Annotated in this window: 15 protein-coding genes; 7 read left to right on the plus strand and 8 right to left on the minus strand. The window is 61.0% G+C overall.

All coding sequences use genetic code 11. The features are described 5' to 3' along the window. Positions 1-104: 104 nt before the first annotated feature. A complete protein-coding gene (gene mvaT, locus ACYCFC_RS00115; protein WP_181086646.1) occupies positions 105-482 on the minus strand; it encodes a histone-like nucleoid-structuring protein MvaT in 378 nt (125 codons plus the stop codon). Positions 483-886: 404 nt separating this feature from the next. On the opposite strand from mvaT, the gene purU reads away from it, so the two are divergent. Together purU and ACYCFC_RS00125 are read left to right on the plus strand one after the other, a co-directional pair. Next, positions 887-1,738, plus strand: coding sequence for a formyltetrahydrofolate deformylase (purU, locus tag ACYCFC_RS00120; RefSeq protein ID WP_181086645.1), 852 nt, complete (start codon positions 887-889; stop codon positions 1,736-1,738). A gap of 85 nt (positions 1,739-1,823) precedes the next feature. Next, positions 1,824-3,284 carry a helicase HerA-like domain-containing protein gene (locus ACYCFC_RS00125; protein WP_459652795.1) on the plus strand — a complete coding sequence of 487 codons (1,461 nt, stop codon included), beginning with the start codon at positions 1,824-1,826 and terminating at the stop codon, positions 3,282-3,284. Between the two features lie 8 nt (positions 3,285-3,292). Here the strand turns inward: ACYCFC_RS00125 and ACYCFC_RS00130 are convergent, their stop codons facing one another. The 3 genes from ACYCFC_RS00130 to yaaA all read right to left on the minus strand — a co-directional run bounded on the left by ACYCFC_RS00130 (position 3,293) and on the right by yaaA (position 6,239). Next, positions 3,293-3,502, minus strand: coding sequence for a hypothetical protein (locus tag ACYCFC_RS00130; RefSeq protein ID WP_181086643.1), 210 nt, complete (start codon positions 3,500-3,502; stop codon positions 3,293-3,295). Between the two features lie 245 nt (positions 3,503-3,747). Then, a complete protein-coding gene (locus ACYCFC_RS00135) occupies positions 3,748-5,193 on the minus strand; it encodes a mannose-1-phosphate guanylyltransferase/mannose-6-phosphate isomerase (RefSeq protein ID WP_181086642.1) in 1,446 nt (481 codons plus the stop codon). 269 nt (positions 5,194-5,462) lie between these two features. Beyond that, positions 5,463-6,239: a peroxide stress protein YaaA gene (yaaA, locus tag ACYCFC_RS00140; RefSeq protein ID WP_181086641.1), complete on the minus strand. Its 777-nt coding sequence runs from the start codon at positions 6,237-6,239 to the stop codon at positions 5,463-5,465. A 474-nt stretch (positions 6,240-6,713) separates the two neighbouring features. Here yaaA and ACYCFC_RS00145 point away from each other — a divergent pair, with 474 nt between their 5' ends. From ACYCFC_RS00145 to moaE, 4 genes are all read left to right on the plus strand, one after another. Then, positions 6,714-8,105, plus strand: coding sequence for a PhoH family protein (locus ACYCFC_RS00145; protein WP_459652796.1), 1,392 nt, complete (start codon positions 6,714-6,716; stop codon positions 8,103-8,105). 225 nt (positions 8,106-8,330) lie between these two features. After that, positions 8,331-8,801 (plus strand): cyclic pyranopterin monophosphate synthase MoaC, encoded by a 471-nt coding sequence (gene moaC / locus ACYCFC_RS00150; RefSeq protein ID WP_459652797.1) that lies wholly within the window; start codon positions 8,331-8,333, stop codon positions 8,799-8,801. Continuing rightward, entirely contained in the window at positions 8,798-9,046 is a 249-nt protein-coding gene (locus tag ACYCFC_RS00155) for a MoaD/ThiS family protein (RefSeq protein WP_181086638.1), read from the plus strand. The genes moaC and ACYCFC_RS00155 overlap by 4 nt, the downstream gene beginning before the upstream one ends. 2 nt (positions 9,047-9,048) lie before the next feature. Beyond that, the gene (moaE, locus tag ACYCFC_RS00160; protein ID WP_181086637.1) at positions 9,049-9,501 is read left to right on the plus strand and encodes a molybdopterin synthase catalytic subunit MoaE; all 453 of its coding nucleotides are present in this window, start codon (positions 9,049-9,051) and stop codon (positions 9,499-9,501) included. A gap of 17 nt (positions 9,502-9,518) precedes the next feature. On the opposite strand, the gene ACYCFC_RS00165 is transcribed toward moaE, so the two are convergent. The 4 genes from ACYCFC_RS00165 to ACYCFC_RS00180 all read right to left on the minus strand — a co-directional run bounded on the left by ACYCFC_RS00165 (position 9,519) and on the right by ACYCFC_RS00180 (position 13,194). Beyond that, positions 9,519-9,686, minus strand: coding sequence for a hypothetical protein (locus ACYCFC_RS00165; RefSeq protein ID WP_181086636.1), 168 nt, complete (start codon positions 9,684-9,686; stop codon positions 9,519-9,521). Between the two features lie 134 nt (positions 9,687-9,820). Beyond that, the gene (rhlB, locus tag ACYCFC_RS00170) at positions 9,821-11,239 is read right to left on the minus strand and encodes an ATP-dependent RNA helicase RhlB (RefSeq protein ID WP_459652798.1); all 1,419 of its coding nucleotides are present in this window, start codon (positions 11,237-11,239) and stop codon (positions 9,821-9,823) included. 131 nt (positions 11,240-11,370) lie between these two features. Beyond that, a complete protein-coding gene (locus ACYCFC_RS00175) occupies positions 11,371-12,306 on the minus strand; it encodes a GGDEF domain-containing protein (RefSeq protein ID WP_459652799.1) in 936 nt (311 codons plus the stop codon). A 231-nt stretch (positions 12,307-12,537) separates the two neighbouring features. After that, on the minus strand, positions 12,538-13,194 hold the full coding sequence (locus tag ACYCFC_RS00180; protein ID WP_459652800.1) for an alpha/beta hydrolase: 657 nt from the start codon (positions 13,192-13,194) through the stop codon (positions 12,538-12,540). Between the two features lie 345 nt (positions 13,195-13,539). Here ACYCFC_RS00180 and ACYCFC_RS00185 point away from each other — a divergent pair, with 345 nt between their 5' ends. After that, the gene (locus tag ACYCFC_RS00185) at positions 13,540-14,568 is read left to right on the plus strand and encodes an amino acid ABC transporter substrate-binding protein (RefSeq protein WP_459652801.1); all 1,029 of its coding nucleotides are present in this window, start codon (positions 13,540-13,542) and stop codon (positions 14,566-14,568) included. Positions 14,569-14,655: the final 87 nt, after the last annotated feature.

Consider the following 14,655-nt stretch of genomic DNA (forward strand, 5'->3'; position numbering starts at 1 on the left):
CGTTTTCAGCACCCTGATGGACTGAAACCCACAAAAGCGGAAACAAAAAAAAGCCATCTGGCGCCAAGTGCTGCGCCAGATGGCTTTGGGTGATGCGGGAAGAATCAGTCGAGCAGAGTGGCCCAGCCTTCAACTTCCGCAGAGCCCCATTTTGCTTTCCATTCTTTCAGTGTCTTGTGATTGCCGCCTTTGGTTTCAATCACATCACCATTGTGCGGATTCTTGTATTGCTTGACGCGACGAGCACGCTTGGCCGTTGCCGGTGCGCGGCTCATGCGTTGTGTCTTGATGTTACGAGCATCCGGATCAAGCAGGGCGATAATGTCTCGCAGCGACTTCTGATATTCGCCCATGAGTTCGCGCAGTTTGCCTTCGAACTCCAGCTCCTTTTTCAGCTTGTCGTCTGCGGAAAGAGACTTCAGGCGTTCCTGAAGTTCCTTGATGGCTTCTTCGGTGGCGCGGTATTCATTGATCAGCGACATGTCACTTCCTTGGTATAGGTTTGAACGCAAGTGTTGGCAATCATAGACAGCTGCAATGCACAAGTAAATATAGTAGGGATTGAAAGAATGAGCATTTTTTATTAATTGCCGCTGTTTGTGATCCGGATAACTCCCTCAGTTTTTCATCGGCACGCATGCGCATCTTGTCAGGCAGGGGCAATAAAGCCGCGGCATGATGATCGGCGCCTCCGGCACTCTTCGCCTGGCCGCTTGCATGAGGCTGTTGCAGTTCAGGCGCTGCAGGGGATAGGCCGGCGTGCTGTCTGCCCGCAGGCATGCTTGCGCTGCCTCGAATGGGCAGCTCGTTCTTTCAATCAACTGGTTGTGCTTTTATCCGCTGGGATAGAATGCCGCGTCTTTTTTGCAAGCCGGAGTTATCTTCAATGCGCACATTCAGGCTGGTCATTGCCTGCCCCGATGGTGTCGGTATCGTTGCCAAGGTCAGTAATTTTCTGGCGACCTACAATGGCTGGATCACCGAAGCCAATCACCACTCCGATCATCAGAGTGGTTGGTTCTTCATGCGCCATGAAATCCGCGCGGATTCGCTGCCCTTCGATCTGGAGGGCTTTCGTCAGGCGTTCGCGCCCATTGCCCGACAGTTCTCCATGGAGTGGCGCATCACCGACTCGCAGGAGCGCAAGCGCGTGGTGTTGATGGCCAGCCGGGAGTCTCACTGCCTGGCCGATCTGCTGCACCGCTGGCACAGTGGCGAGCTGGATTGCGATATTCCCTGCGTGATCTCCAATCACGACGACCTGCGCAGCATGGTCGAATGGCATGGCATTCCCTATTTCCATGTGCCGGTCGAGCCGGGCCGCAAGGATGAGGCCTTTGCCGAGGTATCGCGCCTGGTTCGCGAGCACCGTGCCGATGTCATCGTGCTGGCGCGTTATATGCAGATTCTGCCGTCCGAGCTCTGCGAAGAGTTTGCCCAGCGGGTGATCAATATCCATCACAGCTTCCTGCCGTCATTCGTCGGCGCCAAGCCCTATCATCAGGCGTCGATGCGGGGCGTGAAGCTGATTGGCGCGACCTGCCACTACGTCACCGAAGAGCTCGATGCCGGTCCCATCATCGAGCAGGACGTGGTGCGCGTCAGCCACCGTGACAGCATCGAAGACATGGTGCGTCTGGGCAAGGATGTGGAAAAAATGGTGCTCTCTCGCGGTCTGCGCTATCACTTGCAGGACCGTGTGCTGGTTCACAGCAACAAGACGATGGTTTTCAACTGAGCCGCGCACGGACGAGGTAGGGTAGATCCATTGGTAAAACCGGTTGGCCTGCCAGCCGATTCGCCGCTGCCATATCGGAGGCCGAATGTCATACAGCGATTGCCTGGTGTTGGGTGCGGACGCTACGGGCGCCGCCAATACTCACTCATTGCGCCTGGCCAATCGCCATGGGCTGATTGCCGGTGCTACAGGCACGGGCAAGACGGTTACCTTGCAGCGCCTTGCCGAGCAATTCAGCGATGCCGGCGTTGCGGTGTTCGCCGTGGATATCAAGGGCGACCTGTGCGGTCTGGGCGCTCCAGCCGCGCCGAAGGGCAAGATTGCCGAGCGTATCGCCAGCATGCCCTGGCTCGACTATCAGCCGCGGGCCTGCCCGCTGACGCTATGGGATGTGCAGGGGCAGAGCGGGCACCCCTTGCGCACGACATTGACCGAAATGGGGCCGCTGCTGCTGGGCAACCTGCTGGAATTGACCGACAGCCAGCAGGCGGCGCTCTATGCGGCGTTCAAGATTGCCGATCGCGATGCGCTCCTGCTGCTGGACATCAAGGACCTGAAGGCGCTGCTCAATCACCTGCGGCAGAATCCCGAAGTGCTGGGTGAGGATGCCGCGTTGCTGACCGGTGCGTCGGCCCAGGCGCTGTTGCGGCGGTTGGCGACGCTGGAGCAACAGGGTGCCGAAGCCCTGTTCGGCGAGCCGGCACTGGCCATCGAGGACCTACTGCAGAAACATGGCGAGCGCGGGCAGATTCACCTGCTCGATGCCAGTCAACTGGTGCATCAGGCGCCCAAGGTCTATGCGACCTTCCTGCTCTGGTTGCTGGCCGAGCTGTTCGAGCAACTGCCCGAGCGTGGTGATGCGGATCGTCCGCTGCTGGCGCTGTTTTTCGACGAAGCTCATCTGCTGTTTCGCGGTACGCCGCGCGCCTTGCAGGAGCGGCTGATACAGGTTGTGCGGCTGATTCGTTCCAAGGGCGTTGGCGTCTATTTCGTCACCCAGTCACCCTCGGATCTGCCGGACGAAGTCCTGGCCCAGCTGGGGTTGCGGATTCAGCATGGCCTGCGGGCCTATACGGTCAGGGAGCAGAAGGCGCTGCGTGCGGTGGCGGAGGGTTTTCGGGCCAATCCTGACTTCCCCACGTTGGAAACCCTGGTTGATCTGGGTATCGGCGAGGCGCTGGTGGGTGGCCTGGAAGACAACGGCACGCCGGCCATGGTGCAGCGTGTGGCGATAGCGCCGCCGCAATCGCAAGTGGGCCCGATTGATGAGCAGGCTCGGCGTGAGCTGATCGTCCGTTCCGCGTTGCGGGGACGTTACGACAAGGCCATCGACCGCGAGTCGGCCTACGAGATTCTGCTGGAGCGCGCCAGGCTGGCGGCCGAGTCCGAAGCGGCGAAGACGCCGAAGGCGAGCAGCAAAGAGAGCGATATGCTCGGTGATCTGGCCAGTCGGGCATTCAAGAGCGCCATACGCCAGGCTGCGAGTCAGCTCGGCAGGCAGTTGGCGCGTGGCTTGATGGGGTCGTTGCTGGGCGGTAAACGCTAGCGGTCAACTCAATCGTTCTGGGATGTCTGTTGAGACAGTTCCTTTTCCATCTTCTGCAGCTCCGCTTCGAATACCTGATCGTGAACGGTCGGCTTCTTGCGCCAGGGTTTGCGTTCGGGATCGGGTTGGGCTGCGTAAGTGGTTATTTCTCCGCCATATATGTTCTGGAAGCGGCTAGCCTGGCGTTCCAGTTCGGCGCGTAGTTGCTCTTTTGTCACGTAATGATTTTTCCCGGTGATGTTGCGGCAGTGCAAGTAGATAAAAACAGCTGCTTTGCGCCTGCATTCGAGGGCAGGCTGCTTTTCAGATGCCTTCTATTTAATGAGGGTGATCGCCGCTATTGCAAGCCAACTGCCTGAAAAAAATGCCAATAATTGTGTTGCGTCGTGTAATGGCTTTCCTTGCCTCGCCCAAATGAAAAACCGCACCTTCAGGCGCGGTTCTTTTTCAGGGGGTTGCGCCATCAGCGCACGGACTGTTTTGCCTTGTCTTCCTGAGCGCGGCCATAGACATCTTCCAGCCGCTCGATGTCGTCTTCGCCCAGATAGCTTCCCGACTGTACCTCGATGATTTCCAGCGGAATCTTGCCCGGATTGGCGAGGCGGTGAATGGAGGTCACCGGAATGTAGGTCGACTGGTTCTCGGTGAGCAGGAAGGTCTTGTCGTTGCAGGTTACCTGGGCGGTGCCGGATACCACGATCCAGTGTTCGGCACGGTGGTGATGCATTTGCAGCGACAGCGCGGCGCCGGGGTTGACGCAGATGCGCTTGACCTGGAAGCGGCCTCCCATGTCGACGGAGTCGTACCAGCCCCAAGGCCGGTAGACGGCGCAGTGGTTGCGGGTCTCGGTGCGGTTTTGCCCGTCCAGTTTGGAGACCAGTTTCTTGACGTCCTGTACCTTGTCCTTGTGGGCGACCATCATGGCGTCCTTGGTCTCCACCACGACGATGTCGTCCAGGCCCAGCACGGTCACCAGCTTGCCGTTGCCATGCACCAGGCAGTTGCGGCTGTCCTCGGCAATCACGTCGCCCTTGATGACGTTGCCGTTGGCATCTTTCTCCAGAACCTCCCAGATCGAGGACCATGAGCCGACATCGCTCCACTCGGCGGACATGGGCACCACGCAGGCCAGTTCGGTTTTCTCCATCACGGCGTAGTCGATGGAATTGTCCGGGCAGCAGGCGAAGGTCGCAGAGTCGATCAGTACTTCGTCACCGTCATGGACGCTACGTTCGAGCGCGAGCTTGCAAGTGTCATAGATGTCCGGATCGTGCTTTTTCAGCTCTTCGAGGAAAACGCTGGCGCGGAACAGAAACATGCCGCTGTTCCAGTAGTAATCGCCCGAATCGACATATTGCTGTGCGCTGGTTTCGTCCGGCTTTTCCACGAAACGGGTGACGCGGCTGATGCCTTCGGGCAGCCCGTTGCGCTCGGCAAGGTCACACTTGATGTAGCCGTAGCCGGTTTCCGGGCTGGTCGCCGGGATGCCGAACAGCACCATTTCGCCGTTCTCCGCCGCGTTGGTGGCCAGCGCAAGGGAGCGCTGAAAGGCTTTCTGGTCCTTGATGACATGGTCCGCCGGCAGGACCAGCAGCAGTTCGTCACGACCATCCTCGACCAGCTTCATCGCCGCGAGGGCAATGGCCGGTGCGGTGTTGCGACCGAAGGGCTCGAGGAGAAGGCTCTGGATGCTCAGCTTGCGGGCGGCCAGTTGCTCCTTGACGATAAAGCGGTGTTCCTTGTTGCATACCAGCAGCGGCGGTTGCATGCCTTCGAAGGCCAGTCGCTCAATGGTCTGCTGGAACAGGGTCTGCTCACTGGTCAGGGCAAGAAACTGCTTGGGAAACAGCTTGCGTGAAAGTGGCCAGAGCCGAGAGCCGCTGCCGCCAGAGAGGATGACCGGAATCATGGTGTATCTCCTGAATCGTTGAGAAGGGTGGGTTCTTCTTGTTCCATGTGGACGCGCGACTGCCTGCCGAGGTGCGTCTGGCATTGCCGGCACGGGCTTATGATTGTGGGGGGCTCGGGTTAGTTCCCCGACGGACAGCCGCTGATCGGAGGGCTATTGCGGTGGCTTGGGGAGGAGGGGCGGGTGGCTGAAAGCTCCGCGGCTGAAGCCGTGCCCATGGGTTCGGTGTGCGCTTTCTGTGGAAGCGGCTTCAGCTGTGAAGGCCGCGGTCAGGCCGGTGTGTCGCGTAGAAATACCAGATGATCGATCGATGAGTCGTCGGGGCTGTAGCGGTAGCCTTCGCAGTCGAAGGCCTTCAGCTGTTCGGGATTGTCGATGCGTTCGCGGATCACGTGGCGTGCCATCAGCCCGCGCGCTTTCTTGGCGTAGAAACTGATGATCTTGTACTGGCCGTTCTTCAGGTCCTTGAAATCTACATTGATGACCCGTGCGTTCAGCGCCTTGCGTTTGACCGCGCCGAAATATTCGTTCGAAGCCAGGTTGAGCAGCACATCATCGCCTTGTTCGGCCAGGGCTTCGTTGAGCCAGTGGCTGATGCGTTCGTCCCAGAAGGCATAAAGGTCCTTGCCGCGCGGGTTCTGCAGTTTCGTGCCCATTTCCAGGCGGTAGGGTTGCATCAGGTCGAGGGGGCGCAGCAGGCCGTAGAGCCCGGATAGCATGCGCAGGTGGCGCTGGGCGAAGTCGAAGTCTTCTTCGGAAAAGTCCTCGGCGTTCAATCCCGTGTAGACGTCGCCCTTGAAAGCAAGCAGCGCCTGCTTGGCATTCTCCGGGGTGAAGCTGGGCGTCCAGCTGCCATAGCGGGCCACGTTCAGGGCTGCGAGCTTATCCGACAGGTGCATCAGCTGGCTGATCTGCTGGGGCGAGAAGTCGCGCAGAATCCCTATCAGCAGTTGTGCCTGGTCGAGGTGTTGGGGTTGAGTGAAGCGTGCGGTTGTCGGCGGGGTGTCGTAGTCGAGGGTCTTGGCCGGTGAAATCACCATCAGCATCTGGAGGTCTCCTTTGATATGGGACGATTCTAGGCGCTATCCCAGTCAAGGCTCCAGCTATGGCCCCGATTGATATCCTGCACGCTGCAACCAACCCATGACTATCGAACGCTGACGCGGTACGCAATGACGGGCTTGGATCGTAGTGCTGAGCGGCCTGGGTGACTAAGGAGGCCAATCACTGCGGCAAAAGCGCACGGGGTTGATTCGTGAGCCTAGCTCGCCCTGAATCGGTCGCCAAGCGCTGTCCGTCCGGTTGACAAAAAAACCTCCGCAAATCGGAAAAGACTTTTTCTTGTCATCTTTTTTGCGGTATTAGCTGTAACAGACCGCCGAGCCCTGCAACACAGGTGGCGGCCGATGGGTGGCCCCAGGCCCCTGCTGCCCACGTCTGCTGACCTCGCAATCGGTGGTCCCTAGTGGCGGTGCGCTTAGACGCTCCGTCGACCGGCTCTACGGAAAAGGTGACTGCGAATGGATGATTACGGCAGACCCCGCGCTACTCAGCCCACCCTCTACGTTCTGGACACCAACGTCCTGCTCCACGACCCCAACGCGCTGCTGAACTTCGAAGAACACCAGGTCGCCATCCCCATGACCGTGCTGGAAGAGCTGGACAAGCTCAAGAGCGGCAAGCACAGCGTGGCCGCCGAATGCCGGCAGGTCATCCGGCTGATCGACAAGGTACTGGGTAAGGCGACGCCAGAGCAGGTTGAACTCGGCGTGCCCATCCATCGCGATACGACGGGCGACTACTGCGGCAGCCTCTCGATACTGATGAGCAGGAGCGCCGACGCCAAAGGGCTGCCCGAAGATCTCAACGACAACAAGATCATCAACCAGGTGGTGGAGCTGCAGCAGCGCAATGCCGGCGTGCCGGTGGTGCTGGTGACCAACGATATCAACATGCGCCTGAAGGCACGCGCCTGCGGTGTGGCATCCGAGGATTACCACACCGACAAGCTGGTTGATGACGTCGGCCAGTTGTCACGCGGTTATCACAGCCTGAGCGGCTCCTTCTGGGATCGCGTCAGCAAGGTGGAAACCCAGCAGGATCATGGTCGGACCTGGCACCGGGTGCAGCTGATCGACAACCTGCCTGCGGTTCATCTCAACGAATTCATTCTCGACGAGCAGGGCTTCGTCGGCTGGATCAAGGGCATCAAGTCCGACGAGCTGCTGTTGCTGGACATGCATCAGGAACCCCTGCTGCATCAGGAAGCCTGGGGCCTGCGCCCGCGCGACATCCACCAGGCGCTGGCGTTGTTCGCCCTGCTCGACCCGGACATTCATCTGGTCAATCTGTCCGGCGCCGCGGGTTCCGGCAAGACTATCCTGGCGCTGGCCGCGGCCATCGAACAGACGGTGGTCAGCAAGCGCTACCGGCGCATCATCGCCACGCGCAGCGTACAGGGGCTGGACGAGGACATCGGCTTCCTGCCGGGCACCGAGGCAGAAAAGATGGAGCCTTGGCTCGGCGCGATCACCGATAACCTCGAAGCCCTGCACATGGACGACGAGAACACCCACGGCAGCGTCGACTACATCCTGCAGAAGGTGCCGCTGCAGTTCAAATCGCTCAACTACATCCGCGGGCGCAGCTTCCAGCAGAGCCTGATCCTGATCGACGAATGCCAGAACCTCACGCCGCACCAGATGAAAACCATCATCACCCGCGCCGGCGCCGGTTCCAAGGTGGTCTGCCTGGGCAACCTGGCGCAGATCGATACGCCCTACCTTTCAGCCACCAGTTCCGGGCTGACCTATCTCACCGAGCGCTTCAAGGATTTCCCTCACGGCGTTCACGTGACGTTGCAGGGCGTACCGCGTTCGGTGCTGGCCGAATATGCGGAGGCGAATATGTAAGGAAGCAGCTTCAAGCTGCAAGCCATAAGCTTCAAGTGAAAGCGGAAAAGCGCTTGACGTTGTTTCGGCGCCAGCCGCCACACTGATTCGCTTGCGGCTGTAGGTCGGGTCACGCTTCATCGACCCGACGAGCGGAGCCTCGGTGGATGTAAAAAGCGACATCCACCCTACGCTGGCTTGCAGCTGAGCTACACTGCGGGCCTTCGTAAAAACGCAGGAGTGACCATGCTCACCCATCTCGATTCCCAAGGTCGTGCCAGTATGGTCGACGTTACCGACAAGGCTGTTACCGCACGGGAGGCGGTGGCGCAGGCGCGGGTGCGGATGCTGCCGCAGACCTTGCAGATGATCGAACAGGGTGGCCATCCCAAGGGCGATGTGTTCGCCGTGGCGCGCATTGCCGGCATCCAGGCGGCGAAGAAGACCCATGAACTGATTCCGCTCTGCCATCCGCTGCTGCTGACCAGCATCAAGGTCGAGTTGCAGGCGGACGGCACAGACGCTGTCCTGATTCGCGCCACCTGCAAGTTGGCCGGGCAGACGGGGGTGGAAATGGAGGCGCTGACCGCCGCCAGCGTGGCTGCGCTGACCATCTACGACATGTGCAAGGCGGTGGACAAGGGCATGATTATCGAAGCTGTACGGCTGCTGGAAAAGCGCGGCGGCAAGAGTGGTGATTGGCAGGTGCAGGCATGATTTCGATCCAGTATTACGCCCGTTATCGGGAAACACTTGGCACCGATGGCGAGCGTCTGCCGTGGGATACGACTTTTGCCAGTGTGGATGACGTGCGCCGGCATCTGCTGGCGCGTGGGGATGATTGGGCCGTGCTCGGCGAGCAGAGCCTGATGTGCGCCCGCAACCAGGAGCTGTGCGGCCTCGACGAGCCCGTGAGCGACGGCGATGAGGTGGCCTTCTTCCCGACCGTGACCGGAGGTTGAGCATGGGTGTTCGTGTTCAGCAGGCAGCCTTCGATCCTGGCGCCGAACTCAATGCCCTGCATGCGGCCAACCTGGGTATCGGCGCGGTGGCCGGGTTCGTCGGCTACGTAAGGGATTTCAACGACGGGCAGGAGGTCGCCGGGATGTTCCTCGAACATGCGCCGGGCATGACCGAGAAGGCCCTGGCGAAGATCGTCGAAGAGGCCGAACAGCGCTGGCCGCTGCTGCGGCTGGACGTGTTGCACCGGGTCGGGGCGCTGGAACCGGGCGAACCCATCGTCTTCGTCGGCGCCGCCAGTGCCCATCGCGAGGCCGCGTTCGATGCCTGCCGCTTCGTCATGGACTACCTGAAGACGCGAGCGCCGTTCTGGAAAAAGGAAGCCACGGCGCAAGGCCCGCGCTGGGTCGAAGGCCGTGAAAGCGACAAGAGTGCCGCCCGCCGCTGGGACAGCTGAGTACCCGTTCGGGCCGATCAATAATTGAGCGTGATGTACAGCTTGAAGCTGATGGTGGAGAACATCAGCAGCACGCCAACGGCCAGCAGAGCGATGCCCCAGTTCTTGTCACGGTAGTTGTAGCCGAGGCCCAACAGAGCGAAGCCCGTTCCGATCAGGATGATCAGCCAGTCGATATGTTGCATGGGCAAACTCCGTTTCTTCCTAGGATGTGCCGAATGTAAGGCTTTTGGCTTTCGAAGTGATGACCTCTGTCAGCGTGAAGCCGGCCAGGCGGATGGATGCAGGAAGGCGAATGCGCATTCCTGCATTTGTGTCGTCAGCGAGAGCGGGGGACAGGAGTCAGAAGTTCGGCGGGTGGCATTTCGCAACTGATCTTGCGTCCGAGCAGCGCCTCGATGGCGGGCAGGGCGAAGGCGTCGTCCTCACCGGCGAAGCTGATGGAGGTGCCGCTGGCGCCCGCGCGACCGGTACGCCCGATACGGTGTACATAATCGTCCGGTACTTCCGGCAGAGTGAAGTTGATCACGTGGCTGATGCCATCGACGTGGATGCCGCGACCGGCCACATCGGTGGCCACCATCACGCGAATCTTGCCTTCGCGGAAGCCTTCCAGCGCGCGGATGCGCTTGTGCTGCGGCACGTCGCCGGACATCTGCACGGCGCTGATACCGTCGCGGGTCAGGCGTTCCTCGATGCGCCGCACTTCGTCCTTGCGGTTGGCGAAGACCATCACCCGGCTCCAGTCGTTCTGGGTGATGAGGTTGTAGAGCAGCTTGTACTTGTCGCTTCCCGCCACGGCATAGACGTGCTGCTCGACGGTTTCGCTGGCGACGTTGACCGCCTCGATCTCGACGATGGCCGGGTCGGTGGTCCACTGCTTGGCCAGGTTCATCACGTCCTCGGTGAAGGTCGCGGAGAACAGCAGGGTCTGGCGTTCGCTCTTGGGCGGGGTCTGGCGGATGATCTGCCGGACCTGCGGAATGAAACCCATGTCGAGCATGCGATCCGCCTCGTCGAGCACCAGCACCTCGACCATGTCCAGATGCGCCTCGCCGCGCTGGTTGAAGTCCAGCAGGCGTCCCGGCGTTGCCACCAGGATGTCGCAATAGCGTGATTCCAGCGCCTTGAGCTGCTTGTCGAAGTCCATGCCGCCGACGAAACTCATCACGTTCAGGCCGGTGTACTTGGTCAGGTCCAGCGCATCGTTGGCGATCTGCACTACCAGTTCGCGGGTCGGCGCGATGATCAGCGCGCGCGGCTCGCCCATGTAGCGTTCCTTCGGCGGTGGCGTTTCCAGCAGCTGGGTAATGGTGGAAATCAGGAAGGCGGCGGTCTTGCCGGTGCCGGTCTGTGCGCGACCGATGGCGTCGCGACCCTTGAGGGTGAAGCCCAGCACCTGCGCCTGGATCGGGGTGCAGTAGGGGAAGCCCAGATCCTGTATCGCATGCATCAGTTCGGGGGAAAGCTTGAAGTCATGGAAACGGGTCTTGCCTTCCGCAGGCTCGACCACGAAGTCTTCCAGCTTCCAGGCCGGAGCGGGTGGCGCGGCGGGTTTGCGTGTGCGGTCGCGGCGTGGCTTGGTGACTGTCACCGGCTTCTCGGCGTGTTCGACCGTTGGTGTTTCGCGCGGCTCACTGTAACGGGGGGCGGCATCATTCCGGGTGTCGCTGGCAGGTTGCGCGGCGGACAGTTCAGCCGGGCTTTTACCAAATATTTTCTTGAGTGCTTTGAGCACGGTCTTCTCGTCTGGTTGTCAAGGTTCGCCCGCCAGTGTAATGCAAGAAGCAGGCAGGGCGAAGAGCTGCGCCTGTCGGGCGCAACGGTTCGTGCGGTTGCACGGGGTTTGCTGGCGGCAGGCCGCTGGAATCAGCCGCAAACACGGTTTCGTCCGCTCTGCTTGGCCTGATAAAGCGCCTGATCGGCCCTGTCGATAAGGGCTTCCAGGTTGTCCTGGGGCTGCATGAGGGCAATGCCGAGGGAAATCGTCACGCCCGGCAGCGTGCCCAGCGGCGAGCGGAACGAGGCGCGTCGCGCCAGGCTCAGGCGCAATCGCTCCCCTACCTTGCGGGCCTGTGGCAGGGGCATGCCGGGAAGCAGGATCACGAATTCTTCGCCGCCATAGCGCACCAGGCTGTCAGCCGGGCGCAGCAGTTTGCCCAGTGTATCGACGACAAGACAGAGCGCATGGTCGCCGGCCAGATGGCCATACAGATCGTTGTAATCCTTGAAATGGTCGACATCGAGCATGATGAGCGACAGGGGGCGGTCGTTGAAGGCGCAGCGGGTGCTTTCGCGGTTGTAGATATGTTCCAGCCGGCGCCGGTTGAAGGCCCCGGTGAGGGTGTCGATGTTGGCGTTCTGCTCGCTGTTGATGATCAGTCGGTCGCTCAGCCGAACACGCTGGCAGAAGAGTTCGACCAGATTCTGCATCAGTTGTGGCGAACGCGACAGCAGGGACATCGAACGACTGTGCAGGCGCAGCATCAATGAAGACTCAAGGCTGATGACCCAGGCGGAGGGCGGCAGGTTGTCGATGAAACTGATTTCGCCGGCGCAGTCGCCGGGGCCGATGACCCGCACTGGCTGACTGTCGAGCGAATCCAGATGAACCGCCAGTTCGCCGTCCAGCAGCAGATAAAGATAGTGGTTGGGTTTGAGTGGCGACAGCAGCACCTCGCCCGCTTCGGCCAGGCAGGGCTCGCAAGTCTCCTGCAGCATGAGCAGGCAGCAATCGTCGAGATGATCGAACAGGCGCACCTGCTGCAGGTGCTTCCATTCGGCCCGCCACTCGGCGGTTATCATGACGACCACATGCGTCTGGATGAGATTTTCGCCATGGCTATCTCGCACGCCTGGTAACGGCAGATGGGCCGGCTTCTTCTGGCCGCGATGAGCGCTGTCCGGGCAGGCGCATCGAGTTTTTTCTACTCCCCGTTTCAAGCGTAGCCGCAATCCGCTGTTCGGATAGCCGAGCAGCGGGAATTATTGCGTGAAGCGGCACTTATTGCGTGAAGCGGCACTTGTCGAAGGGCTTCAGCCCAGCCGGGCGGCCAGCCAGTCGCCGATATCGTGGATCTCGCCCGGCAGCACTTCATGGGCCATCGGGTATTCCTTCCACTGCGCCTGCACGCGGTTCTGCAGCAGGCATTCATAAGCGGCACGGCCCATGAAGGGAGGCACCACGTCATCCCGGCTGCCGTGCAGGCAGAGCACGGGCAGGTCCGCCTGCAGGGGCGAGAGCCTGAGGTCGTCGCTGAACGTGGGCGCATAGGTGGACAGCGCCAGTACGCCGCCCAGCGGCCCGGCCCAGCGCAGGAAGGCGGTGTGATAGACCACGGCGCCGCCCTGGGAGAAGCCGGCGAGGAAGATGCGCCGGGGATCGATACCGCTGTCACGCTGCGCCTCGATCAGCTCGATGACGCTCTGCGCCGACTGCTCCAGCTGTGCCTGGTCGATGGCGCGCGCGGGGCTCATGGCCTGGATGTCGTACCAGCTCGGCATGGCCCAGCCGCCATTGATGGTCACCGCGCGGGTCGGCGCCTGGGGCAGCACGAAGCACGTGCGCAGCAGGCGCTGCTGCAGGGCTTCGGCCACCGGCAGGAAGTCATAGCGGTCGGCGCCCAGGCCGTGCAGCCAGATAACGCAGGCGTCGGCAGCCTGTGCCGGTTCGATGATCAAGGGGTCGCTCATGTGGGGCTCCGTCTGATGGCCTGCACCGGCCTGGTGCGAACGGTGGGAAAAGTTGCTCGCAGGTTGCAATAAGAGGTTGCAGTGGCAGGCGGCGAGATTACCCCTTGTTGGCCTTTCCCTGAAGTCTGCGCCCGCATTCCGGGTGTTTGGCATGGCTGGTACGCCGCTTGCTTCATGCCTTTCCGGCTGCTGCGCCGATACCACCGCACGTCTGCGAACTTGCGTATCGGGAGGGTTGCCGATCAGCCATCGGCGACTAGACTCAGGTCAGGCTCTTCTGTCACTCAGTTGACTGACACCCCGGAAGACCCGACCCCGCAGAATAAAAACAAACTGGAGGTTTCGATGATCAGGGCTAAATCCACACTGACCGTGCTGGGCGCCGCGATGCTGTTGAGTGTTGGCGGTCAGGCGCAGGCTGGGGCGACTCTGGATGCGGTGAAGAGCAAGGGTTTCGTGCAGTGCGGCATCAGCGACGGGCTACCGGGCTTTTCCTACGCCGATGCCAAGGGGCAGTACAAGGGAATCGACGTGGACGTCTGCCGCGCGGTTGCGGCTGCGGTATTCGGTGATGCCGACAAGGTCAGGTTCAGTCCCCTGACCGCCAAGGAGCGCTTTACCGCGCTGCAGTCCGGCGAGATCGATGTGCTGTCGCGCAACACCACCTGGACCAGCTCGCGTGACGCAGCGATGGGACTCAATTTCACCGGCGTGACCTACTACGACGGCCAGGGTTTTTTGGTGAACAAGGAGCTTGGCGTGTCCAGTGCCAAGGAGCTCGATGGCGCCACTGTCTGCATCCAGGCCGGTACCACCACCGAGCTGAATCTTTCCGACTACTTCCGCAGCAACAGCCTCAAGTACACGCCCATCACCTACGACACCTCGGACGAGAGCGCCAAGTCGCTGGAGTCCGGTCGTTGCGACGTGCTCACCTCCGACCAGTCCCAGCTCTACGCCCAGCGCATCAAGCTGGCCAAGCCGGACGACTACGTGGTGCTGCCGGAAGTCATCTCCAAGGAGCCGCTCGGCCCGGCGGTGCGCCAGGGCGACGAGGAGTGGTTCGATATCGTGCGCTGGTCGCTGTTCGCCATGATCAACGCCGAGGAACTTGGCGTGACGTCGGCGAACGTCGAGGAAACCGCGAAAAACACCAAGAACCCGGATGTCGCGCGCCTGCTCGGCGCTGAGGGCGAATACGGTAAGGATCTGAAGCTGCCGAAGGACTGGGCGGTGCAGATCGTCAAGCAGGTCGGCAACTATGGAGAGATCTTCGAGCGCAACGTCGGTGCCGGCAGCGAGCTGAAAATCGAACGCGGGTTGAATGCACTCTGGAACAACGGAGGTTTGCAGTACGCACCGCCGGTGCGTTGATCGAGCAGGGCCGGTATGCAGTCGGCCCTGTTTCAAGGACGAGCGACGCCGGTAAGTGTGTGCCGGCGTCTCCGTATGAGGTTTCCT

The organism is Stutzerimonas sp. NM35 (genome assembly GCF_054604355.1).